Raw genomic sequence first — 23,244 nt, 5'->3', positions numbered from 1 at the left:
GTTCCGCGCAAGGGTTACGAACGGTGCGTCAGCGGATACGTACCGTAGTGAAAGCGCGACGCGGAATTTCCGGCGCACGGTGGTGCGGGCTCCGGCGCAAGGTTGTTCGCTGGTAGCGGAGCAGCGGTTGTGCGCCGCATGGACCCTCCCGCCGTGCGGGTAGGAAAAAGGTGTGGGGAAAGGCAACGAGAGGGACATCGGCCCCAAGGGACGGGTACCTACGGGAATCGGGCTGGCGTGTCGCTGAGCAGGGCGTTCGCCATGGGCGTACTGGATAAAGGTTCATCCGCCTGGCCTGCGGGAACATCGTCTCGCACCATCGGGTTGGAGCTGTTGTCGGCTGTACGGGGCAGGAAGCCCCGCACGGGTGTCGACGGTTGAAGTGAGCTGTCCCGCTCGCCGGGACTAGCATGCGGAAGGACAGGGAGGGGACCGGCCCCGATCTGCCTGACCGCTCTGAGGAGCGATTAACGATGTTCGAGAGGTTCACCGACCGCGCGCGGCGGGTTGTCGTCCTGGCTCAGGAAGAAGCCCGGATGCTCAACCACAACTACATCGGCACCGAGCACATCCTCCTGGGTCTGATCCACGAGGGTGAGGGTGTCGCCGCTAAGGCCCTGGAGAGCCTCGGCATTTCGCTTGAGGCGGTCCGCCAGCAGGTGGAGGAGATCATCGGCCAGGGCCAGCAGGCCCCGTCCGGCCACATCCCCTTCACCCCTCGTGCCAAGAAGGTCCTGGAGCTGTCGCTCCGTGAGGCCCTCCAGCTCGGCCACAACTACATCGGTACGGAGCACATCCTGCTCGGCCTGATCCGCGAGGGTGAGGGCGTGGCCGCGCAGGTGCTGGTGAAGCTTGGCGCCGACCTCAACCGGGTGCGGCAGCAGGTCATCCAGCTCCTGTCGGGTTACCAGGGCGGCAAGGAGTCGGCCACGGCCGGCGGCCCCGCCGAGGGCACCCCGTCCACTTCCCTGGTGCTCGACCAGTTCGGCCGCAACCTGACGCAGGCCGCCCGCGAGACCAAGCTCGACCCGGTGATCGGGCGCGAGAAGGAGATCGAGCGGGTCATGCAGGTGCTGTCCCGCCGTACCAAGAACAACCCCGTCCTCATCGGCGAGCCCGGCGTCGGCAAGACCGCCGTGGTCGAGGGGCTGGCCCAGGCCATCGTCAAGGGCGAGGTCCCCGAGACGCTGAAGGACAAGCAGCTCTACACCCTCGACCTGGGCGCCCTGGTGGCCGGCTCCCGGTACCGCGGTGACTTCGAGGAGCGCCTGAAGAAGGTCCTCAAGGAGATCCGCACCCGCGGCGACATCATCCTGTTCATCGACGAGCTCCACACCCTGGTGGGTGCGGGCGCCGCCGAGGGCGCGATCGACGCCGCCAGCATCCTCAAGCCGATGCTCGCCCGCGGTGAGCTCCAGACCATCGGCGCCACCACGCTCGACGAGTACCGCAAGCACCTGGAGAAGGACGCGGCCCTGGAGCGCCGCTTCCAGCCGATCCAGGTCGCCGAGCCGTCGCTCCCGCACACCATCGAGATCCTCAAGGGCCTGCGGGACCGCTACGAGGCCCACCACCGCGTCTCCATCACCGACGCGGCGCTGGTCGCGGCGGCCACCCTGGCCGACCGCTACATCTCCGACCGCTTCCTGCCGGACAAGGCGATCGACCTGATCGACGAGGCGGGCTCGCGGATGCGCATCCGCCGGATGACCGCCCCGCCGGACCTGCGCGAGTTCGACGAGAAGATCGCGGACGTGCGCCGGGAGAAGGAGTCGGCCATCGACTCCCAGGACTTCGAGAAGGCCGCGTCGCTGCGCGACAAGGAGAAGCAGCTCCTGGCCGCGAAGACCAAGCGGGAGAAGGAGTGGAAGGCCGGCGACATGGACGTCGTCGCCGAGGTGGACGAGGAGCTGATCGCCGAGGTCCTGGCGACCGCCACCGGCATCCCGGTCTTCAAGCTCACCGAGGAGGAGTCCTCGCGTCTGCTGCGCATGGAGGACGAGCTCCACAAGCGCGTCATCGGGCAGAAGGACGCCATCAAGGCGCTCTCCCAGGCCATCCGGCGTACCCGGGCCGGCCTGAAGGACCCGAAGCGTCCCGGCGGTTCGTTCATCTTCGCCGGCCCCTCCGGCGTCGGTAAGACCGAGCTGTCCAAGACGCTGGCGGAGTTCCTCTTCGGCGACGAGGACGCGCTGATCCAGCTCGACATGTCGGAGTTCAGCGAGAAGCACACCGTCTCCCGGTTGTTCGGCTCGCCCCCCGGCTACGTCGGCTACGAGGAGGGCGGCCAGCTCACCGAGAAGGTGCGCCGCAAGCCGTTCTCCGTGGTCCTCTTCGACGAGGTCGAGAAGGCCCACCCGGACATCTTCAACTCGCTGTTGCAGATCCTGGAGGACGGTCGGCTGACCGACTCCCAGGGCCGGGTCGTGGACTTCAAGAACACGGTCATCATCATGACCACCAACCTCGGTACCCGGGACATCTCCAAGGGCTTCAACCTCGGCTTCGCCGCCGCGGGTGACGTCAAGACCGGGTATGAGCGGATGAAGGCCAAGGTCGGCGAGGAGCTCAAGCAGCACTTCCGCCCCGAGTTCCTCAACCGTGTGGACGACATCGTGGTCTTCCACCAGCTCACCGAGGACGACATCATCCAGATCGTCGACCTGATGATCGCCCGCGTCGACGAGCGGCTGAAGGACCGGGACATGGGCATCGAGCTCAGCCCCGAGGCCAAGAAGCTGCTCGCCAAGAAGGGCTACGACCCGATCCTGGGCGCCCGGCCGCTGCGTCGGACGATCCAGCGCGAGATCGAGGACCAGCTCTCCGAGAAGATCCTCTTCAACGAACTGCGCCCCGGTCACATCGTGGTCGTCGGCACCGAGGGCGAGGGTGAGGAGAAGAAGTTCACCTTCCGCGGTGAGGAGAAGGTGACCGTCGCCGACGCCCCGCCCATCGAGGCGGCCGGCAGCGGCGGCAGTGGCCCCAACCTCTCCAAGGACGTCTGAGCCGTAGCACGGTAAAAGGGCCGCTCCCGAAAGGGAGCGGCCCTTTCCGCTTTTCCGGGCGAGCAATTCATACGATTTCCGGCGCCAAGGCGCGCGGGGGGTACGCGGAAGTAAACAAGTTGACGCCTCCCCGGCGCCACGCCTACTCTCGGCGGATCACTGACTAGTCGGGCGGCAAGTAAGTGCCGCCACTCCGGGGGGAGCTCGGCCATGTCTCAAACGCAGTCCCCGCCCGCCGGCAGGAAGCCGCGCAGCGTACGCGTGGTGTTGCTCGGGCTGATGATCGCCATGCTGCTGGCGATGCTGGACAACATGATCATCGGCACCGCGATGCCCACGATCGTGGGTGAGCTGGGCGGGATGGACCATCTGTCCTGGGTGGTCACCGCTTACACGCTCACCACTGCCGCCGCCACCCCGATCTGGGGCAAGCTCGGCGACATGTACGGCCGCAAGGGCGTCTTCATGACGTCGATCGTGCTCTTCCTGATCGGCTCCGCGCTCTCCGGCCTCTCCCAGTCGATGGGCCAGCTGATCGCCTTCCGGGCGATCCAGGGCCTCGGCGCGGGCGGACTGATGGTCGGCGTCATGGCGATCATCGGCGACCTGATACCCCCGCGCGAGCGCGGCAAGTACCAGGGCATGATGGCCGGCGTGATGGCGCTGGCCATGATCGGCGGCCCGCTGGTCGGCGGCTTCATCACCGACAACTGGGGCTGGCGCTGGAGCTTCTACATCAACCTGCCGCTCGGCGCGGTCGCCCTCTTCGTCATCTCCGCCGTGCTCCACCTGCCCAGGAAGCGCGCGCAGGGCCGCATCGACTACCTGGGCGCCCTGCTGCTGACCATCGGCATCACCGCCCTGGTCCTCATCACCACCTGGGGCGGCACCGAGTACGCCTGGGGCTCGCCGGTGATCGTCTCGCTGCTGGTGGCCGGGGTGCTGGCGATCGTGGCCTTCCTCTTCGCGGAGACCCGCGCGGCCGAGCCCGTCATGCCGCTGGGCATCTTCCGCAGCCGCAACTTCTCGCTGATGACGGTGATCGGCTTCATCGTCGGCTTCGTGATGTTCGGCGCGATGACCTTCCTGCCGCTCTACCAGCAGACGGTGCAGGGCGCCTCGGCCACCAACTCCGGTCTGCTGCTGCTGCCGATGCTGCTGGCCATGATGGCCGTCTCGCTGATCGCCGGCCGGGTCACCACGGCCACCGGGAAGTACAAGGTCTTCCCGATCGCCGGCGGCGCGCTGATGGTGGTCGGCCTGTACCTGCTGTCCACCCTGGACGTGCACTCCACCCGGCTGGTCTCCGGGGTCTTCATGGCCGTGCTCGGCGCCGGCATGGGCTTCCTCATGCAGATCACCATGCTGGTGGCGCAGAACAGCGTGGAGTTGAAGGACATGGGCGTCGCCTCCTCCTCGGCCACGCTCTTCAGGACCATCGGCGGTTCCTTCGGCGTCTCGCTCTTCGGCGCCCTCTTCACCCACCAGGTCACCCGGACCATGACCGCCCGGCTCGGCGCCGCGGCCGGCAAGGCGGGTTCCGGCCACGCCCAGCAGACCCCGGACGGTGTCGCGCACATGCCGGCCCCGGTCAAGGACGCCTACTTCCACGCCGTGGTCAGTGGCACCCACGCGGTCTTCCTGTGGGGCGCGGTGACCGCCGCGCTGGCCTTCGTGGCCGCCCTGTTCGTCAAGGAGATCCCGCTGCGCGGCGCCGGCCCCAGGACGGCCGGGGACGCCCCGGCCGGCGAGGCCGCCGTACCGGCCGAGGCACTGGCCGAACCGGCCGCGCCGTAACCCCCGTTCAGCGGCCGTCGTCCGCCGGACCCGACGGCGGTTCGGCCGCCGCCGCGACCCCGGGCACCGAGGTCGTCCCGGCCGCTTGAGCGGTCCGGACGGCCTCCGTGCTCTCCGGCAGCCACAGCTCCGCCACCGCGCCGCCCCCGGCGTCCTCCGGGTCGGCGTTGCGGAACGCCAGCCGGGCGCCGAGCACCCGGGCCTGCCCGGTGGCGATGGTCAGCCCCAGCCCGTGCCCCTGCCCCGCGCGGTCGCTGCTGCCGGTACGGAACCGGCTCGGCCCCTCCCGCAGCAGCACCTCCGGGAACCCGGGGCCGTGGTCCCGCACCCGCAGCACCGGGCCGTCCACGATCACCTCGACCGGCGGCTTGCCGTAACGGCAGGCGTTGGCCAGCAGGTTGCCCAGGATGCGTTCGAGCCGCCGGGGGTCGGTGAGCACCCAGGCGTCCCGGCGGACCTCCACCACGGCCTCCGGGGCGAGCCCGCGCACCCGGCGCTTGACGAACTCCGGCAGCGCCACCTCCTGGAGGTCGGCACGCTGGTCGGCGCCGTCCAGCCGGGCCACCTCCAGCACGTCCTCGATCAGGGTGCGCAGCGCCTGGGCACGGTCGCGTACCAGCTCCGAGGGGCGCCCCGGGGGCAGCAGCTCGGCGGCGGTGACCAGCCCGGTGACCGGGGTGCGCAGCTCGTGGGCGATGTCGGCGGTGACCCGGCGCTCGGCGTCCAGCCGCTTCTGGAGCGCGTCGGCCATCGCGTCCACCGCCCGGGCCAGCTCGTCCGTCTCGTCCCGTACCCGGCTGCCGAGCGCGTCCCGCACCCGGATGCCGGGGGTGCCGTCGGCCACCTCGCGGGCGGCCACCGCGGCCTTGCGCAGCCGCCGGGAGAGCTGGCCGCCGATGAGCACGCTCAGCGCCGACCCGGCGAGCACCACCGCCACCGCCCCGGCGATCAGCACGCCGTCCAGGTCGTCCAGGACCGCGGTGCGGTCGGTGAACCGGCTGTTGATGGAGAGCACCTTGTTGTTGGGCATCGGCATCGACGCCCAGATCACCGGGGCCCCGCTGGTCTGCTGGACGTAGGTGGCGCGCAGCCCCTTGGCCGCCGCGGCCTTCAGCGGCGGCGGCAGCTTGGGGTCGTTGAACTTGGCGCCGAACGTCGGGCGGTGCGTGGAGTCGTAGATCCGGGCGGCGATCTGCACCCGGGTGTCCTGCACGTCCCGGGCGCTGCTGAGCATGCTGAACCGCGCCGCGTCGTGCACCACCACGGCGAGCGCGAGGGCGACCAGCGCCGAGACCACGGCGATCGCCGCGGTCAGCTTCCAGCGCAGACCCACCCGGAGGTTCCAACGCACGCCGGTCAGGCCCTGAGCTTGTAGCCGAAGCCGCGCACGGTCTCTATCCGGTCCTGCCCGATCTTGGTGCGCAGCCGCTGGACGTGGACGTCCACCACCCGGGTGTCACCGCCCCACTCGTAGTCCCACACGCTGGTCAGCAACCGGTCCCGGGAGAGGACGGAGCCGGGGGCGGCGGAGAACTCCAGCAGCAGCCGCATCTCGGTCGGGGTGAGCGAGACCGGCCGGCCGGCCCGCCGCACCTCCATGCCGTTGGTGTCGATCTCCAGGTCGCCGAAGCGCAGGCAGCTGTCCTGCGCCGGGTCGCCCTCGGTCTCCTGGCCGCGCCCGGCGTGGCCGAAGCGCCGCAGCACCGCGCGGATCCGGGCCACCAGCACCGCGGTGTCGAACGGCTTGGTGACGTAGTCGTCGGCCCCCGCCTCCAGCCCGAGCACCACGTCGATGGAGTCGGCGCGGGCGGAGAGCATGATCACCGGCACCGTGGACTCGTCACGGATCCGGCGGCACAGGCTGACCCCGTCGAGCCCGGGGACCATCACGTCCAGCAGCGCGATGTCCGGCCGCTGGGCGCGGAACGCCTCCAGCCCGACGATCCCGTCGGGCACGGCGGTCACCTGGAAGCCGTCACGTTCCAGGGCCAGCTGGGTCGCCTCGCGGATGACGTCGTCGTCCTCCACGAAAAGCACGTGCGTGTCAGCCATTCGCCCTTTTTCCGTAGTCGCTGTGGGTGCGGGAGATCTCCGCGAAGCGGGTACCCGTCCAGTGGTAGGTGATCACGTCCTCGCCGGAGGGGCAGCACACCGGGTCGTCGTTGCTGTACACCAGGCGGGTGAGTTCGAGGTCCCCCTTGTCGATGTCGATGGTCACCGGCGGCTGCTCGTCCTCGAAGACGTTGACGTACTGGCCATTCTCCATGCGGTAGACATAGCTGCCGAGTCCTACGCCATCCCCACAGGTCGAGACATTTATCACCACATCGGGCATGGAATTCCCGGTGACATCGCCGTACGAGGTGTCGATGGGGTACTCGTGGCCGCCGCACGGCTTGAGGGCGCCCTTGGTGCTGGTGCCCACCTTGGGGTCGTTGGTGAGCAGCGCCAGCGCGTCCACGTTGCGGGGGCTGGCCGACGGACGCGGGGACGGGGAGACCGACGTCTTCACCGAGGTCGGGGCCGGCCCCTCCACGCGTACGCCGCCGCCCTCGGCGCAACCGGTGACGAGCACCAGCGGCGCGAGCGCGGCGGCGCACAGCGCGAACCTGACCGGGCCTATGCGGCGCACGCGCCCTCCCTCGCTGCCGGGACCCGCAGCGGCCCGCGGGCCCGGCCGGTACGCAGCGGGGTGGGCGTGGCGGCGGGCCGGGCCCGCTCCGCCTCCTCGGCCTCCCGCCGCTCCCGCTGGGCGCGCGCGCCGGGGAAGTCGTTCTGCTCCAGCTCCTCACGCAGCCGGGCCAGGGCGCGGTGCAGGGTGCTCTTGACGGTGCCGGTCGACATCCCCAGCGCCCGCGCCGTCTCCTCGGTGCTCATCTGCTCCCAGTGGCGCAGGACGACGACCTGCCGCTGCTTGGGCGCCAGCACCCGCAGGGCGTTCATCAGCATCGCCCGGTCCGCGTGCTGCTCGGTGCCGTCGTCGATGCTGGCGTCCGGGAGGTTGTCGGTGGGGACCTCGTCCAGTTTCCGCGCCCGCCACCACTCGGTACGGGTGTTGATCATGACGCGGCGCAGGTAGGCGTCGGCGAGGCCCTTGTCCGCTATCCGGTCCCAGCGCGGGAACGTCCGGCACAGCGCCGTCTGGACCAGGTCCTGGGCGTCCACCGGGTCGGGGACGAGCCGGCGGGCGCTGCGCAGCAGCGATTCCTGGCGGGAGCGCACGTACTCCTCGAAGTCCAGCCCGGCGCTGTCGTCGATCGTCGTGCTCGCCGCCATGGCAGCCGCCTCCATCCGTCCCGTTTCCAAGCCAACGTGTCCGTAAGCCGCACCGCGCCCTTGGGCGCCCGGCTGGTCGGGCCGGACGGGACGCGATGACGTGACAGGACGGTACGGAGGCGCTGTTGCGGAACCACCGGCCGGGAGCGCACAGCGAGCTCACAGGAACCCGTCGGTTGTGTAACAACCGGAACCCGCGGCCTCGGGACACACTGTGGGCGCCCGATCCTCACCGCTCGTCCACGCCGTCTTCACCTGGGAGGCTTCGCCCCAGGCGGCGGGGCGCCGGTCAGGACTGCGGCAACCGGTAGACGCCCTGGGCCACCGGCTCCACCAGCCCGTCGGCGACCAGGCCGTCCAGCGCCCGGGCGCGCTGCACCTCGTCGTCCCAGACCGCGTCCAGCTCGGCCTGGGCCACCGGGCCGGGGGCGTCCCGCAGCACCGCGAGCAGCTTGCCGCGCACCTGGCGGTCGGTGCCGGCGTAACTCTGGCCGCGCCGCGGCGGTCCGTCGTGCGCCGGGGAGCCGGCCAGCCGCCAGGCGCAGCGCTCGGCGATCGGGCACCCGCCGCAGCGCGGGGTACGGGCGGTGCAGACCAGGGCGCCCAGCTCCATGGTGGCCGCCGCCCAGCGGGCCGCGGTGGCGTCGTCGTCCGGCAACAGCCGCGGGCGAGCCGCCGTTCGGCCGCCGTGGTGGCGTTCGGCGGGTACTGGACGCCGGTGACGGCCCGGGCGAAGACCCGGCGGACGTTGGTGTCGAGCACCGCGTGCCGCTGCCGGAAGGCGAACGAGGCCACGGCGGCGGCGGTGTACTCGCCGACCCCGGGCAGCGCCAGCAGCTCGTCGTGGCCGGCCGGGACGCGTCCGGCGTGCCGTTCGCTGATCGCGGTGGCCGCGGCGTGCAACCGCAGCGCCCGGCGCGGATACCCCAGCCTTCCCCAGGCGCGGACCGCCTCCCCGGGCGGCTCGGCGGCGAGGTCGGCCGGGGAGGGCCAGCGGGCCAGCCACTCCTGGTACACCGGGAGCACCCGGGCCACCGGGGTCTGCTGGAGCATGAACTCGCTGACCATCACCGCCCACGCCCCCGCCTCCGGCCGCCGCCAGGGCAGATCGCGGGCGTGCGCGTCGAACCAGCCGATGACGGCGAGGTGGAGGGCGGAGTGCTCGTCGGCGGGGTCGGCACGCCGGGCGGAGGGGACGCCGACCGGGGTGCCGGCGGCGGACTGGGGCGCGGTCTCGGTGGTCATCTCCACCCGATCCTCGCACACGCCTCCGACACCGCTGGTCGCCGGGCGTGACCGAAGATCACCGTCAGTGTCGGACAGTATGAAGAGCTGCAAAGTGTTACGCCAGTTGCGGCGGGTGATGCGCGGGGCGGGCCCCGCTCTCCCATAGAGTTTGTGGCGTGGGCAATGTGCGCAACCCGGTGGGCCCCCTGCCCTCCTCCATCTACTGGCGGCGACGGGCAGTTGTGCTGTTCCTCTTCCTGCTCGTCGTCGCGTTGATCGTGTGGGCCGTCACCTCCGGCGGCTCCTCCGACGGCGGCCGGCCCTCGGCGCACGGCCCCGGCGGTCGCAGTCCGCTGCCCGAGATCACCCCCGGCCCGTCCACCAGCCAGACCGGTATCACCGCGCGCCCCGGCGGCCGGGACACCGGCGGCGGTTCCGGCTCGTCCGGGGCCGACTCCGGTACCGGTGACGCCGGTTCGGGTGTCGGCACGGGCTCCGGCGGCGGTTCCGGTACGGGCGGCGGCTCCGGCGGCCCGGGCGGCGGCGGACCGCTCCCGCCCGACTCCCCGCTGCCCGCCTGCACCCCGGGCCGCACGCAACTGCGGCTGGTGAGCCTGCACGGCAGCTACGCCCCCGGCCAGCGCCCGACGTTCCAGCTGATCGCCGCCAACTCCGGTGACGACTCGTGCAAGTTGGACTTCGGCGCCACCGCCGCCGTGCTGACCATAGAGGACGCCTCCGGCCACCCGGTGTGGGCCTCCGACGACTGCCCGCCCGGCCGCAGCCCCTACCTGCTCAAGGTCCCGGCCCACGGCTCGGTGACCTACGTGGCCTACTGGAACCGCGAGACCGGCGCCCCGCACTGCGCCACCCCCACCGGCGGCGCCCAGGTGGTGAAGGCGGGCACCTACAAGGCCAAGGCCGCGGTCGGCGACGTCGCCACCGCGCAGACCTCGTTCGTCCTCAGCGCGGACTGAGCCCGGCGTACGGAAGCGGACCGGCGCAACTGAACGGGCCGGTCCGCGCGGCGCCGACCGGGCACCCCGCGGGTCAGACGTACCGCTCCAGGATCGACGACTCCGCCAGCCGCGACAGCCCCTCGCGGACCGAACGGGCCCGCGCCTCGCCGACGCCCTCCACCATCTGGAGGTCGTCCACGCTGGCGGCCAGCAGCTTCTGGAGCCCGCCGAAGTGCTCCACCAGCCGCTCGATCACCGTGTTCGGCAGCCGCGGCACCTTGGCCAGCAGCCGGTAACCACGCGGGCTGACCGCGGTGTCGAGCGATTCGGGGGAGCCGGTGTAGCCCAACGCCCGGGCCACCGTGGTCAGTTCGATCAGCTCGCTCTGCGGCAGCGCGTCCAGCTCGGCCAGCGCGTCGCCGACCGTGCGGGTGCGCTGGGGGCCCCTCCCAGGCGAAGCTCTGGGGGCGGTCGGCTCCGGCACGTAGTCGCGGACCACCAGCTCGCGCTCCGGTTCCACGCCGGCGATCAACTCGTCGAGCTGGAGCGACAGCAGCCGTCCGTCGGTGCCCAACTCCACCACGTACTCGGCGATTTCGGTGGCGATCCGGCGGACCATCTCCAGCCGCTGGGCGACCGCGGTGACGTCCCGCACGGTGACCAGGTCCTCGATCTCCAGCGCCGACAGGGTGCCGGTGACCTCGTCCAGCCGCAGCTTGTAACGCTCCAGGGTGGCCAGCGCCTGGTTGGCCCGGGACAGGATGGTGGCCGAGTCCTCCAGGACGCGGCGCTGCCCGTCCACGTAGAGCGCGATCACCCGCATCGACTGGCTCACCGAGACCACCGGGAAGCCCACCTGCTTGCTGACCCGGTCGGCGGTGCGGTGCCGGGTGCCGGTCTCCTCGGTGGGGATGGTGGAGTCGGGGACGAGCTGCACCCCGGCCCGCAGGATCTTGGTGATGTCCTTGTCCATGATCACCGCGCCGTCCAGCTTGCACAGCTCGCGCAGCCGGGTCGCGGTGAACTCCACGTCCAGGACGAAACCGCCGGTGCACAGCGACTCGACGGTCTTGTCCATGCCGAGCACGATCAGGCCGCCGGTGTTGCCGCGGACGATCCGCTCCAGCCCGTCACGCAGCGCCGTACCGGGCGCCACCGCGCTCAGCGAGGACCGCATCAGGCTCTCGGCGCCCGCCGCGCCGGAGGGCGCCGACCCCGAGCCGGACCTGCCGGAACCCTCCCCCACGGCCCTGCGGGCCTGGGAGGTGCCTCCGGCCCGGTCGTTGGCTGCCACTGCTCTCCTCCGGTCGTACGAATGCCCGGACGGGCGAGACCAGGGCAAAGTCTACCGGCGACGCTCCTCCTCCCGTGGGGCCTCCCGCGCCGTCCGGCGGGCCGCACCACGCGGCAGCACCCGCAGCGCCTCGCCCACGTCGGCCACCTCCGTCACCCGCATCCCGGCCGGTACCCGCCCCGGGTCCGGCGGCACCAGCGCGTGCGTGAACCCCAGCCGGGCCGCCTCCGCCAGCCGCCGCTGCACCCCGGTCACCCGGCGGACCTCCCCGGCCAGCCCCACCTCCCCGACGGCCACCAGGTTCTTCGGCAACGGGGTGTCACTCGCCGCGCTGGCCAGGGCGAGCGCCACCGCCAGGTCGGCCGAGGGCTCCGAGAGCTTCACCCCGCCCACCGTCGCGCTGTAGATGTCGCACTTGCCGATCTGGTGGATCCGGCCGCGCTGCTCCAGCACCGCCAGCATCATCGACACCCGCGAGGTCTCCAGCCCCGAGGTGGTCCGGCGCGGCGAGGGGATCTGCGAGGCCACGGTGAGCGCCTGCACCTCGGCCACCAGCGGGCGCCGCCCCTCCAGCGTGACGGTCAGACAGGTGCCCGGCACCGGCTCGGCACGCCGGGTCAGGAAGAGCCCCGAGGGGTCGGCCAGCCCCGTGATGCCCTCGTCGTGCAGCTCGAAGCAGCCGACCTCGTCGGTGGCGCCGTAGCGGTTCTTCACCCCGCGGATCAGCCGCAGCCGGGCGTGCCGGTCGCCCTCGAAGTGGAGCACCACGTCGACCAGGTGCTCCAGCAGCCGCGGCCCGGCGATCGCGCCGTCCTTGGTGACGTGGCCCACCAGGATCGTGGACATGCCGCGCTCCTTCGACGCCCGGATCAGCGCCCCCGCCACCTCGCGCACCTGCGCCATGCCGCCGGGGGCCCCGTCGATCTCCGGCGAGGCCACCGTCTGCACCGAGTCCAGCACCAGCAGCGCCGGCTTGACGTCGTCGAGGTGGCCGAGGACCGCGGCGAGGTCGGTCTCGGCGGCCAGGTACAGGTGGTCGGAGAGGGCGCCGATCCGGTCGGCCCGCAGCCGCACCTGCCCGGCCGACTCCTCGCCGGTGATGTAGAGGGTGCGGGCCTGCTCCCCGGCCGCCTTGGCCGCCACGTCCAGCAGCAGCGTGGACTTGCCCACCCCCGGCTCGCCCGCCAGCAGCACCACGGCCCCGGGCACCAGCCCGCCGCCGAGCACCCGGTCGAGCTCGGCCACCCCGGTCGGCCGCGCGGTGGCCTGCCTGCCGTCGACCTGCCCGATCGGCCGAGCCGGCGTGGTGACCCGCCCCGGCGCCGTGGTGCGCACCGCCGGGGCGCCCACCTCCTCCACCGTGCCCCACGCCTGGCACTCCCCGCACCGGCCCAGCCACTTCACCGTCGTCCAGCCGCATTCGGAGCAGCGGTACGACGGTCGGTCCTTGGAGGCGGTACGCGTTCGGGCAGCCATGGCAGCCACCGTATCGGCGGGGTACGACAACGGGGTACGGGAACCGGGGAGACGCCCGGGGAGCGCCGGAGACCACGCGCGCCGTGGCGAGCGCCCGGGCGGACGGGTGGCGCGGCCTGGCGGGACACGGTGAATCGCACGGATGGATGGCCGCACTGTCCCCTTTCGAGGGGGTAGTACACCCGAAAGGGTTAAAGCTGGCGCTGAGGGGTGAGAGGGCGCGAATCCCCGCCCTACCGTCGGCCAGTGATGAGCAGGCACGAGCACACCCCGTCGCACCACCACGCCACCGGCGCCCACCGGGCGGTGCCGCGCGCGACCCGACAGGCGCCCGGTGGCCTGCCCCCGCAGCCGGCCGCCCCGGACGAGCCGTACCTGGACGGGCTGTTCACCTACTGCCTGTCCACCCTGTGCGAGCACGACACCGCGGTCGCCGCCCTCGCCGACGCCCTGGCGGTCGCCGAACGCCACCGCGGCCGGCTGCGCGACGCCTCCTTGCGCCGCGCCTGGCTCTACGCCCTCGCCCGCTGGGCCTGCGCCCGCCACCTCGCCCCCGCCGCGCCCGGCACCGCCCCCACCGCCGAGAGCACCGCCGGGGCCGCCGGCCACGCCACCGCGCCGCTCACCGCCGGCGCCGAGGCCCGCCGCCGTGAACTGGCCGCCCTCGCCTGGCCCGAGGCCGCCGGCACCACCCCGCAACAACGCCGCGCCGTCGAACTCGCCGTCCGCCACCAGCTCACCGAACGCGAGGTCGCCGCCGTCCTCGGCACCGACCGGGAGACCGCCCGCGCCCTGGTCTCCAGCGCCGCCTGCGAGATCGAACGCACCCGCATCGCGCTGGCCGTCGTCGAACTCGGCAGCTGCCCCGCCGTCGCCCGCCTGGCCGGCGACACCCACGTCCTGCTCGGCGGCACCCTCCACCGCGGCCTCGTCCGGCACGTCGACGAATGCCCCGCCTGCCGCTTCACCGCCGAACAGGCGATGGCCGGCGGCCCCTGGCCGGGCACCGCCACCCCGGCCGTGCTCGCCGTCGTCGAAGCGCCCCGCGCCGAACTCGCCGCCGCCCTCGCCCGCTCCCGCCGCGCGCTGCGCTCCACCACGTACGAACGCCGCCGGGGCCGCCGCGCCGTGCCCCGCTTCGACCGCCACGGCTTCCCGCAGGACGACGACGAACGCGCCGGACGCCGCGCCCTGTTCCGCCGCCGCGCCGTCACCACCACCGTGGTCGCCGCCGTGGTCGCCGCCCCCGCCCTCGCCCTGTGGGCCGCCTACCGGGGCACCCCGCACACCGCCGACAACCAGGAGGCCTCCGTCTCGGCCACCGGGTCCGACAACGGCGACACCTACCCCTACCCCCGCGCCGACCGCTCCCGCCCCGCCCGGCCACGCCGCCCCGGGCCGGCCGGCGGCGCCCCCGGCCCCGCCTCGGCGGCCACCGCGGACGCCGGCCCGCCGTCACCCGCCACCGGCACCGCCCCGCCGTCCGCCGCGCCACCCGGCGCCACCCGGCCGTCCACCGCCCCCGCACGCCTGACCGTCACCGTCCACCCGCAGGGCGCCGACACGGTGCTCACCCTCACCGACGACGGCGGAACGCCCCTGCGCTGGTCGGCCACCACCGCCGCGCCCTGGCTGCGACTGAGCGCCACCGGCGGCGAACTCCTGCCCGGCCGCCCCGTCACCGTCCTCGTCACCGTCGACCACCAGGCCGAGCCCCCCGGCCCCTGGCACGCCCGCATCGCCCTGCAACCCGGCGCCACCGTCGTCACCCTCGACGGCCGCGGCCACACCCCCGCGCCCCCGCCGTCCTCGTCCCCGCCGAGCACCCCGCCCGCCGGCCCGGCCTCCCCGGCCGGCCACCCCTCCGCGTCCGGAACGCGCTGAACGCGCTGTACGCGCTAGCTACGCGGCGGATCCGCCGGATGCGGCGCGATCGGCAGGCGCGACGCCAGATGCGCCTCGCACACCTCCACCAGCTTCGCGTACGCCGCCGCCCCCATCAGCTCAGTCAGCTCCGGCCGGTACGAGACGTACACCGGCTCGCTCGCCCCGTGCGCCGAGGTGGCACCCGTGCACCACCAGTGCAGGTCATGGCCGCCCGGACCCCAGCCGCGCCGGTCGTACTCGCCGATCGAGACCACCAGCACCCGGGTGTCGTCGGGGCGGTCCACCCACTCGTAGGTGCGCCGGATCGGCAGCTGCCAGCACACGTCCGGCTTGGTCTCCAGCGGCTCGCGCCCCTCGCGCAGCGCCAGCGTGTGCAGCGCGCACCCCTCACCGCCGGCGAACCCCGGCCGGTTGAGGAAGACGCAGGCGCCGTCCACCCGGCGGGTCTGCCGGTCCCCGTCCTCGTTCACCTCGGCCCAGCCGTCCGGACCGGTGCCGGTGGCGTGGTACTGCCACAGCGCGGGGGTGAGCCGGGCGGCGTGCTTGGCCACCCGCGCCTCGTCGTCCTCGTCGGAGAAGTGCGCGCCCAGCGTGCAGCAGCCGTCACTGGCCCGGCCCGCCTCGATGCCCTGGCAGCCACGGCCGAAGACGCAGTTCCAGCGGGAGGTGAGCCAGGTCAGGTCGCAACGGAAGACCTGCTCGTCGTCCTCCGGGTCGGGGAACTCCACCCAGGCCCGGGCGAAGTCCAGCCCCACCTCGTCGGACACCGCGTTCTCCCGTGCCCGGTCCTTCCGCCGCCCGGCGGATCCCTGCTCAGCCGCTTTCACCACGCAGCCCAGGGTAGGTCCTCGGACGGGCGACCGCGGCCACCGCGCGGCGCCGGATTGCTAGCGTCATGCCATGCGACTCGGAGTGCTCGACGTGGGATCCAACACCGTCCACCTGCTCGTGGTGGACGCGCACCCGGGTGCCCGCCCGCTGCCCGCCTACTCCCACAAGGCCCAGCTGCGCCTGGCCGAACTCCTCGACGAGGACGGGGCCATCGGCGCCACCGGCGTGACGCGGCTGACCGAGCAGATCGCCGAGGCCCGCCAGGTCGCCGAGGACAAGGGCGTGGAGGAGATCCTGCCGTTCGCCACCTCCGCGGTGCGCGAGGCCACCAACGGCGAACAGGTCCTCGCCCGGGTCGCCGAGGAGACCGGCGTCGAGCTGACCGTGCTCTCCGGCGAGGACGAGGCCCGCCTCACCTTCCTGGCCGCCCGCCGCTGGCTCGGCTGGTCGGCCGGGAAGCTCCTCGTCCTCGACATCGGCGGCGGCTCGCTGGAGATCGCCTACGGCATGGACGAGGACCCGGACGCGGCGGTGTCGCTGCCGCTGGGCGCCGGCCGGCTCACCGCCGCCGCGCTCCCCGGCGACCCGCCGGCCACCGAGGACGTCCGCTCGCTGCGCAAACACGTCCGCGCCGAAATCGGCCGCGTCGTCGCCGAGTTCGCCCGCCTCGGCAGCCCCGACCACGTGGTGGGCACCTCCAAGACGTTCAAGCAGCTCGCCCGGATCTGCGGCGCCGCCCGCTCCGCCGAGGGGCTCTACGCCCCGCGCGCCCTCGGCCGCGCCACGCTGGAGGAATGGGTGCCCCGGCTCGCCGCCATGACCGAACGGGAACGCGCCGGGCTCCCCGGCGTCTCCGAGGGCCGCGCCCGCCAGCTGCTGGCCGGCGCGCTGGTCGCCGAGGGCGCCATGGACCTGTTCGGCGTGGCCGAACTGGACATCTGCCCGTGGGCCCTGCGCGAGGGCGTCATCCTGCGCCGCCTGGACCGGATGGCCCCGGCCGGCTGAGCCCGGCGGTGTGTGACCGGTCACGTCGCCCCGGAGCGCTGTGCCGTACGGCTGACGGGCCGCCGTACGCTGTTCCCCGTGGCTGACCCAGTGGACCCCACGGCGCACCAGGCCCGGACGGGCGGGCGTACGGTACGCGTACCGGACGCCAAGGTCGCGCTGTCCACCGCCTCGGTCTACCCGGAGTCGACGGCGACCGCCTTCGAGATCGCCGCCCGGCTCGGGTACGACGGCGTCGAGGTCATGGTGTGGACCGACCCGGTCAGCCAGGACATCGAGGCGCTGCGCCGGCTCTCCGACTACCACGGCATCCCGGTGCTCGCGGTGCACGCGCCCTGCCTGCTGATCACCCAGCGGGTCTGGTCCACCGACCCGTGGACCAAGCTCCAGCGCGCCCGCGCCGCCGCCGAACGCCTCGGCGCCTCCACCGTCGTCGTCCACCCGCCGTTCCGCTGGCAGCGCGCCTACGCCCGGGAATTCGTACGCGGCGTGTGGCGCATGGCGGACGAGACCGACGTCCGCTTCGCGGTGGAGAACATGTACCCCTGGCGCTACCGGGACCGCGAGATGCTCGCCTACGCCCCGGACTGGGACCCCACCAAGGAGGACTTCCGCCACTTCACCGTGGACCTCTCCCACACCGCCACCGCCCGCAACGACGCCCTCGACATGGCCGACCGCATGGGCGACCGGCTCGCCCACGTCCACCTCGCCGACGGCAACGGCTCCGCCAAGGACGAACACCTCGTCCCCGGCCGCGGCTCCCAGCCCTGCGCGGAACTCCTCGAACGCCTTGCCCGCCGGGGGTTCTCGGGCCACGTGGTGGTGGAGGTCAACACCCGGAGGGCGATGTCCGCCGCCGAACGCGAAGCCGACCTCGCCGAGGCGCTCGCCTTCACCCGCCTCCACCTGGTCACCACGCGCTGACGTTGCCGCTCAGCCCTTACCCCCTCGGGGTTCGCCCGTTTCCGCTTCGTCGTGGTTATCGTCACAGCTGTTTCCCCCCGCCCACCCGTGGCTGTACGCGTATAGCGCGGGATGCGCACTGTCTGCCTGGGTTTCCGGGGGCCCTCCGGGGTGACTCCTCGCTCCGCGTATCCGCCACAGTTGCGCTCCGGCTGTTGGGTCGCTGCGGGGACACCCCCGGCGCGCCCCCGATCCCCAACGCACCGAAGGCGAACCGGCCCCGTGCCGAACCAAACCAAAACCCACCCCAACCCCCCACCGGGCAGGGGCGAACGGGGGCCACCCCGGAAACCTGAAACGGGCGAACCGGCCACGGAGTAATGGCTGACCGCCAGCGCGAGCGTGTACACATCGTGGAACGCCCGTCCGCATCGCGGCCACCCGGCGTACCCTCGGAGGGATCCGGCCCGAGGCCGGATCCCGGTGAGAACTCAGAGAAGTGGAGCTACCGTGCCCGAGTTGAGGTCACGTACGGTCACCCACGGTCGCAACATGGCGGGAGCCCGAGCGCTGCTGCGCGCCGCAGGCGTGGCGCGGGAGGACTTCGGAAAGCCGATCATCGCGGTCGCCAATAGCTTCACCGAGTTCGTACCGGGTCACACCCACCTCCAGCCGGTCGGGCGGATCGTCTCCGAGGCGGTCAAGGCGGCCGGTGGCGTGCCGCGTGAGTTCAACACCATCGCCGTGGACGACGGCATCGCCATGGGCCACGGCGGCATGCTCTACTCGCTGCCCTCCCGCGACCTGATCGCGGACTCCGTCGAGTACATGGTCGAGGCCCACTGCGCGGACGCGCTGATCTGCATCTCCAATTGCGACAAGATCACCCCGGGCATGCTGATGGCCGCCATGCGCCTCAATATCCCCACCGTCTTCGTCTCCGGCGGCCCGATGGAATCGGGCCGCGCCACCCTCGTCGACGGCACGGTCCGCAAGCTCGACCTGATCTCGGCGATCGCCGACTCCGCCAACGACGCGGTCTCCGACGAGGACATGGCCCTCATCGAGGAGAACGCCTGCCCGACCTGCGGCTCGTGTTCCGGCATGTTCACCGCCAACTCGATGAACTGCCTCACCGAGGCGATCGGCCTCTCCCTGCCGGGCAACGGCTCCGTCCTCGCCACCCACACCGCCCGCAAGGCGCTGTACGAGGCGGCCGGCCGCACCGTCGTGGAGATCACCCGGCGCTACTACGAGCAGGACGACGCCACCGTCCTGCCGCGCAACGTCGGCTCCCGGGCCGCGTTCGAGAACGCCATGGCGCTCGACATCGCCATGGGCGGCTCCACCAACACCATCCTCCACCTGCTCGCCGCCGCCCAGGAGGCCGGGCTGGACTTCTCGATGTCCGACATCGACGCCCTCTCCCGCCGCCTGCCGTGCCTGTCCAAGGTCGCGCCCAACGGCTCGTACTACATGGAGGACGTCCACCGGGCCGGCGGCATCCCGGCGATCCTCGGCGAGCTGTACCGCGCCGGGCTGCTCAACGAGGACGTGCACACCGTGCACAGCGCCTCGCTCGCCGACTGGCTCAAGAAGTGGGACATCCGCGGCGGCTCCCCCTCCCCGGAGGCGGTCGAGCTGTTCCACGCCGCCCCCGGCTGCGTCCGTTCCGCCAGCGCGTTCTCGCAGTCCGAGCGGTGGGAGTCGCTCGACACCGACGCCGCGGGCGGCTGCATCCGGGACGTCGAGCACGCCTACTCCAAGGAGGGCGGCCTCGCCATCCTGCACGGCAACCTCGCGGTGGACGGCTGCGTGGTCAAGACCGCCGGCGTCGACGAGTCGATCTGGTCCTTCGAGGGTCCGGCGGTGGTCTGCGAGTCGCAGGAGGAGGCCGTCGAGAAGATCCTCGACAAGACGGTCGAGGAGGGCGACGTCGTCGTCATCCGCTACGAGGGTCCCAAGGGCGGTCCGGGCATGCAGGAGATGCTCTACCCGACCTCCTTCCTCAAGGGCCGTGGACTCGGCGCCAAGTGCGCGCTCATCACCGACGGCCGCTTCTCCGGCGGCACCTCGGGGCTCTCCATCGGCCACGTCTCCCCGGAGGCCGCGGCCGGCGGCACCATCGCCCTGGTCCGCGACGGCGACCGGATCCGCATCGACATCCCCACCCGGGCCATCGAGCTGCTGGTCCCCGAGGCCGAGCTGGCCGAACGCCGCGCCGCCCTGGCCGGCGCGTACCGTCCGGCCGCCCGCGACCGCAAGGTCTCCGCCGCCCTCCAGGCGTACGCCGCCATGGCCACCAGCGCCGACAAGGGCGCCGTCCGCGACGTGAGCAAGCTGGGCTGACTGACGCACCGCGGCCGGTCCTCCCCGGGCTCCTCCGGGGAGGACCGCGGCCGGGTCGGGGACAATGGCCGGTGTGAGCGAATCCGAGCAGACCCAGCGGCCCGACGGCGGGGAGCCGCGTCCGGAACCCCTGCGGTTCTTCGGCACCACCTGGCTCCACCACGATGGCGGGTACGCGCTGCGCCGGGCGGGCGTCGCGGCCGGCTCGCTGATCGCCGCCGCGGCCGGCGCCCTGCTGCTGCGCTTCGCCTACCAGGGCTTCCAGTCGGCCGCCGTCGGCACCGTGGTGAACGTCCTCTTCGTAGTGGCGCTCGCCGTCTGCACGCTGCTGGCGTTCCGCCGCACCTGGGACGGTTACGTACGGCGCCCCGAGGGCGCGCCCCCCGAGGGCCGCGGCCTGCTGCTGATCGGCTTCGTCGGCTCGCTCCTCGCCTACTTCGTCCGCAGCCTGATCGAGGCCCCCGGCGAGAAGCTGCTGCGCGCCGAGTACGAGCGCGCCCGGGAGCAGTACGAACGCCGCCGCGCCGGCAACCCCTCCGCCCGCAAGCGCAAGCGCCGCTGAACCCGCGACCACCACGTGGAACGCCCCGCCCCGGGCCCGTCCCCGGTGCGAGGATGACGGCAGCAACTGGTACCGCGTACGCACCACGAGGTGAGATCCGCCATGACGCAGAAAGTCGCCGTCCTCGGCGCCGGCAAGATCGGTGAGGCGCTGCTGTCCGGCATGATCCGGGCCGGCTGGTCCCCCTCCGACCTGCTGGTCACCACCCGCCGCCCGGAGCGCGCCGAGGAGCTGCGGGCCCGGTACGGCGTCGAAGCGGTCGGCAACGCGGAGGCCGCCAAGGCCGCCGACACCCTGATCGTCACCGTCAAACCGCAGGACATGTCGGCCCTGCTGGACGAGCTAGCCCCGCATGTACCCGCCGACCGCCTGGTGATCAGCGCCGCCGCGGGCGTCCCGACCACCCTGTTCGAGCAGCGGCTCGCCGAGGGCACCCCGGTCGTCCGGGTCATGCCCAACACCCCGGTGGTGGTGGACGAGGGCATGTCGGTGATCTCGGCCGGCACCCACGCCACCGAGGCCCATCTGGCCCGCGCCGAGGCGATCTTCAAGCCGGTGGGCAAGACGCTGCGGGTGCCGGAGTCCCAGCAGGACGCGGCCACCGCGCTCTCCGGCTCCGGCCCGGCGTACTTCTACTACCTGGTCGAGGCGATGACCGACGCCGGAATCCTGCTCGGCCTGCCGCGCGCCCAGGCCCACGACCTGATCGTGCAGGCCGCCATCGGCGCCGCCGTCATGCTCCGGGACAGCGGGGAGCACCCGGTCAAGCTGCGCGAGGCGGTCACCTCCCCGGCCGGCACCACCATCAGCGCCATCCGCGAACTGGAGAACCACGGCGTCCGCGCCGCGCTGCTCGCCGCCCTGGAGGCCGCCCGCGACCGCAGCCGCGAGCTGGCCTCCGGAAACGGCTGACCCGCCCGCCCCCCTCACAACGCCGGCATGAGCCCGATCGCCCGGTACGCCGCGTCCACCGTCGGCCGGGCCATCGCCCTGGCCCGCTCGGCCCCGGCCCGCAGCACCCCGTCCACGTACCCCGGGTCGGCGCACAGCTCGGCGTGCCGGGTCCGCAGCGGTCGCAGCAGTTCGACGACGGCCTCGGCGGCGTCCTTCTTCAGGGCGCCGTACGAGTCGTAACCGCCGGCCAGCTCCTCGGGGCGGTCGCCGGTGCAGACCGCGAGGATGTCGAGCAGGTTGGCAACCCCGGGCCGCTCCTCGGGTTCGTACGCCACCTCGGTGCCGCTGTCGGTCACCGCGCGCATCACCTTCTTGCGGATCGCGTCGGGCTCGTCGAGCAGATAGACGATCCCCGGGGTGGCACCGACGGACTTGCCCATCTTGGCGGTGGGGTCCTGGAGGTCCATCACCCGCGCCGCCACTGGCGGGTTCACCGCGCGCGGCACGATGAAGGTGTGCCCGTACCGCTGGTTGAAGCGCACCGCCAGGTCCCGGGCGAGTTCCACGTGCTGCGTCTGGTCGTCGCCGACCGGCACCTCGTCCGCCTGGTACGCCAGGATGTCCGCGGCCATCAGCGCCGGGTAGGTCAGCAGCGACAGCCGTACGCCGCGGTCCCGCTGCCGCTCGGAGGCGGTCTTCTCCTTGTACTGGATCATCCGCCGCATCTCGCCGTCGGTGGCCGTGCACTCCATCAGGTAGGCGAGCCGGGTGTGCTCGTCCACATGGCTCTGGACGAAGAGCGTGCACACCTCGGGGTCGAGCCCGGCCGCCAGCAGGACGGTGGCCGCCTGCCGGCTCAGCCGGAGCACCCGGGCCGGGTCGTGGTCGATGGTGAGAGCGTGCAGGTCGACCACGCAGAACAGGGCCTCGGCCCGGTGCTGGTCCACCGTGACCCAACGCCGCACCGCCCCGAGGTAGTTGCCCAGGGTGAGGTGTCCGGTGGGCTTGACCCCGCTGAAGATCCGCGTCATCTCCGTCGTCTCCCGTCTCCGTCGTCTGTCCGCCGGTTCGTCGGCCGGACCGTGGGAGCCGCCGCCTGCGGGGCCGGGAGTGAGAGTGGATACGCGAACGGCCGCCGGAAGCGGCGGCCGTTGGATCGCATGCGCTGAGCGTGGGCCGCCGTCAGGCGGCCCACCACAGATGGGTGAGCGCACGCGAAGTCATGGACCGAGAGTAGCGCCCGGCGACGGCCATGTCGCGCCTTGTCGCTCTCTCCGGTGTGGTGTACAGTCGAACGGTTGCCACGGGCGGACCCCGTCTGACGGCAGCCACTTACGCCGCTTCGAGCGGCAAACCACTACCGCACGACCTTCCCTCCGGGGCGAATTCGGCATGCCGAATTTCGTTCCAAGCGGCTCGATTATGAGCCGCCGGGGAAATCCGCTAAAGTAGTGATCACGCCGGACGGGCCGAGAGGCCAAAAAGGCAAAACCCCGCCAGCGGGGATCGGGCCCGAAAGGATCTGATAAGCTGGAGACAACGAAGGGAAAGCCCGGAGGGGCCGGAAACGGCAACGAAGGAAGCTTCCGTTCCTTGAGAACTCAACAGCGTGCCAAAAGTCAACGCCAGATATGTTGATACCCCGTCCGCCAGGCCTGACGGCCTGGATGGATGAGGTTCCTTTGAAGAAAACACAGCGAGGACGCTGTGCACGGACCGGATTATTCCTCCGGCCCGTGCCGCTCTCGTGACTGTGTCACCGGGATAGCCCGGAAG

17 protein-coding genes and 1 pseudogene are annotated in these 23,244 nt (G+C 72.5%); 9 read left to right on the top strand and 9 right to left on the bottom strand.

What is annotated here, in order from left to right:
- The first annotated feature begins 473 nt into the window (after window positions 1-473).
- Both SCATT_RS12225 and SCATT_RS12220 read left to right on the top strand, forming a co-directional pair.
- The gene (locus SCATT_RS12225; RefSeq protein ID WP_014627946.1) at window positions 474-3,005 is read left to right on the top strand and encodes an ATP-dependent Clp protease ATP-binding subunit; all 2,532 of its coding nucleotides are present in this window, start codon (window positions 474-476) and stop codon (window positions 3,003-3,005) included.
- Between the two features lie 210 nt (window positions 3,006-3,215).
- Window positions 3,216-4,802, top strand: coding sequence for an MDR family MFS transporter (locus tag SCATT_RS12220; RefSeq protein WP_173405632.1), 1,587 nt, complete (start codon window positions 3,216-3,218; stop codon window positions 4,800-4,802).
- 7 nt (window positions 4,803-4,809) lie between these two features.
- On the opposite strand, the gene SCATT_RS12215 is transcribed toward SCATT_RS12220, so the two are convergent.
- The 5 genes and pseudogenes from SCATT_RS12215 to SCATT_RS12195 all read right to left on the bottom strand — a co-directional run bounded on the left by SCATT_RS12215 (window position 4,810) and on the right by SCATT_RS12195 (window position 9,323).
- Complete coding sequence (locus SCATT_RS12215) at window positions 4,810-6,153, bottom strand: sensor histidine kinase (protein WP_231905073.1); 1,344 nt, start codon at window positions 6,151-6,153, stop codon at window positions 4,810-4,812.
- Between the two features lie 5 nt (window positions 6,154-6,158).
- Window positions 6,159-6,854, bottom strand: coding sequence for a two-component system response regulator CseB (gene cseB / locus SCATT_RS12210; protein WP_014143352.1), 696 nt, complete (start codon window positions 6,852-6,854; stop codon window positions 6,159-6,161).
- Entirely contained in the window at window positions 6,847-7,434 is a 588-nt protein-coding gene (locus tag SCATT_RS12205; protein ID WP_014143351.1) for a hypothetical protein, read from the bottom strand. Before SCATT_RS12205 ends, cseB begins: the two co-directional genes overlap by 8 nt.
- Window positions 7,422-8,093, bottom strand: a complete 672-nt coding sequence (locus SCATT_RS12200) for a SigE family RNA polymerase sigma factor (protein WP_407696607.1) — start codon at window positions 8,091-8,093, stop codon at window positions 7,422-7,424. The genes SCATT_RS12205 and SCATT_RS12200 overlap by 13 nt, the downstream gene beginning before the upstream one ends.
- 274 nt (window positions 8,094-8,367) lie before the next feature.
- A pseudogene (locus SCATT_RS12195) lies at window positions 8,368-9,323 on the bottom strand (A/G-specific adenine glycosylase).
- Window positions 9,324-9,490: 167 nt separating this feature from the next.
- Between SCATT_RS12195 and SCATT_RS12190 the strand changes: the two are divergent.
- Window positions 9,491-10,282 carry a hypothetical protein gene (locus SCATT_RS12190; RefSeq protein ID WP_014143347.1) on the top strand — a complete coding sequence of 264 codons (792 nt, stop codon included), beginning with the start codon at window positions 9,491-9,493 and terminating at the stop codon, window positions 10,280-10,282.
- A 73-nt stretch (window positions 10,283-10,355) separates the two neighbouring features.
- Here the strand turns inward: SCATT_RS12190 and disA are convergent, their stop codons facing one another.
- Entirely contained in the window at window positions 10,356-11,558 is a 1,203-nt protein-coding gene (disA, locus tag SCATT_RS12185) for a DNA integrity scanning diadenylate cyclase DisA (RefSeq protein ID WP_014143346.1), read from the bottom strand.
- Window positions 11,559-11,609: 51 nt separating this feature from the next.
- Window positions 11,610-13,034: a DNA repair protein RadA gene (gene radA / locus SCATT_RS12180; protein ID WP_014143345.1), complete on the bottom strand. Its 1,425-nt coding sequence runs from the start codon at window positions 13,032-13,034 to the stop codon at window positions 11,610-11,612.
- 249 nt (window positions 13,035-13,283) lie between these two features.
- Here radA and SCATT_RS40310 point away from each other — a divergent pair, with 249 nt between their 5' ends.
- The gene (locus tag SCATT_RS40310) at window positions 13,284-14,918 is read left to right on the top strand and encodes a BACON domain-containing protein (protein ID WP_158693795.1); all 1,635 of its coding nucleotides are present in this window, start codon (window positions 13,284-13,286) and stop codon (window positions 14,916-14,918) included.
- A 14-nt stretch (window positions 14,919-14,932) separates the two neighbouring features.
- Here the strand turns inward: SCATT_RS40310 and SCATT_RS12170 are convergent, their stop codons facing one another.
- The gene (locus SCATT_RS12170; RefSeq protein ID WP_042507570.1) at window positions 14,933-15,748 is read right to left on the bottom strand and encodes a hypothetical protein; all 816 of its coding nucleotides are present in this window, start codon (window positions 15,746-15,748) and stop codon (window positions 14,933-14,935) included.
- A gap of 73 nt (window positions 15,749-15,821) precedes the next feature.
- On the opposite strand from SCATT_RS12170, the gene SCATT_RS12165 reads away from it, so the two are divergent.
- The 5 genes from SCATT_RS12165 (at window position 15,822) to proC (ending at window position 21,486) form a co-directional block, all read left to right on the top strand.
- Window positions 15,822-16,757, top strand: a complete 936-nt coding sequence (locus SCATT_RS12165) for a Ppx/GppA family phosphatase (RefSeq protein WP_014143341.1) — start codon at window positions 15,822-15,824, stop codon at window positions 16,755-16,757.
- 90 nt (window positions 16,758-16,847) lie between these two features.
- Window positions 16,848-17,684, top strand: coding sequence for a sugar phosphate isomerase/epimerase family protein (locus tag SCATT_RS12160; protein ID WP_014143340.1), 837 nt, complete (start codon window positions 16,848-16,850; stop codon window positions 17,682-17,684).
- Window positions 17,685-18,173: 489 nt separating this feature from the next.
- Complete coding sequence (gene ilvD, locus SCATT_RS12155; RefSeq protein ID WP_014627940.1) at window positions 18,174-20,012, top strand: dihydroxy-acid dehydratase; 1,839 nt, start codon at window positions 18,174-18,176, stop codon at window positions 20,010-20,012.
- A gap of 64 nt (window positions 20,013-20,076) precedes the next feature.
- Window positions 20,077-20,574: a membrane protein gene (locus tag SCATT_RS12150; protein WP_014143338.1), complete on the top strand. Its 498-nt coding sequence runs from the start codon at window positions 20,077-20,079 to the stop codon at window positions 20,572-20,574.
- A gap of 102 nt (window positions 20,575-20,676) precedes the next feature.
- Complete coding sequence (proC, locus tag SCATT_RS12145; RefSeq protein WP_014143337.1) at window positions 20,677-21,486, top strand: pyrroline-5-carboxylate reductase; 810 nt, start codon at window positions 20,677-20,679, stop codon at window positions 21,484-21,486.
- A gap of 14 nt (window positions 21,487-21,500) precedes the next feature.
- Here proC and trpS read toward each other — a convergent pair whose 3' ends face one another.
- Window positions 21,501-22,499 (bottom strand): tryptophan--tRNA ligase, encoded by a 999-nt coding sequence (trpS, locus tag SCATT_RS12140; RefSeq protein ID WP_014143336.1) that lies wholly within the window; start codon window positions 22,497-22,499, stop codon window positions 21,501-21,503.
- Between the last annotated feature and the right edge of the window lie 745 nt (window positions 22,500-23,244).

It is taken from the genome of Streptantibioticus cattleyicolor NRRL 8057 = DSM 46488 (assembly GCF_000240165.1).
GTDB classification, from domain to species: Bacteria; Actinomycetota; Actinomycetes; order Streptomycetales; family Streptomycetaceae; genus Streptantibioticus; species Streptantibioticus cattleyicolor.
Note: the sequence above shows the minus strand (reverse complement) of the source record. Positions and strands in the feature narration are given on the sequence as shown.

Bases quoted from the DNA above. Each gene is read 5' to 3' on its own strand.
- SCATT_RS12225 (WP_014627946.1), top strand. From the start codon at position 474: ATGTTCGAGAGGTTCACCGACCGCGCGCGGCGGGTTGTCGTCCTGGCT.
- SCATT_RS12220 (WP_173405632.1), top strand. From the start codon at position 3,216: ATGTCTCAAACGCAGTCCCCGCCCGCCGGCAGGAAGCCGCGCAGCGTA.
- cseB (WP_014143352.1), bottom strand. From the start codon at position 6,854: ATGGCTGACACGCACGTGCTTTTCGTGGAGGACGACGACGTCATCCGC.
- SCATT_RS12200 (WP_407696607.1), bottom strand. From the start codon at position 8,093: ATGGAGGCGGCTGCCATGGCGGCGAGCACGACGATCGACGACAGCGCC.
- radA (WP_014143345.1), bottom strand. From the start codon at position 13,034: ATGGCTGCCCGAACGCGTACCGCCTCCAAGGACCGACCGTCGTACCGC.
- SCATT_RS40310 (WP_158693795.1), top strand. From the start codon at position 13,284: ATGAGCAGGCACGAGCACACCCCGTCGCACCACCACGCCACCGGCGCC.
- SCATT_RS12165 (WP_014143341.1), top strand. From the start codon at position 15,822: ATGCGACTCGGAGTGCTCGACGTGGGATCCAACACCGTCCACCTGCTC.
- SCATT_RS12150 (WP_014143338.1), top strand. From the start codon at position 20,077: ATGGCCGGTGTGAGCGAATCCGAGCAGACCCAGCGGCCCGACGGCGGG.
- proC (WP_014143337.1), top strand. From the start codon at position 20,677: ATGACGCAGAAAGTCGCCGTCCTCGGCGCCGGCAAGATCGGTGAGGCG.
- trpS (WP_014143336.1), bottom strand. From the start codon at position 22,499: ATGACGCGGATCTTCAGCGGGGTCAAGCCCACCGGACACCTCACCCTG.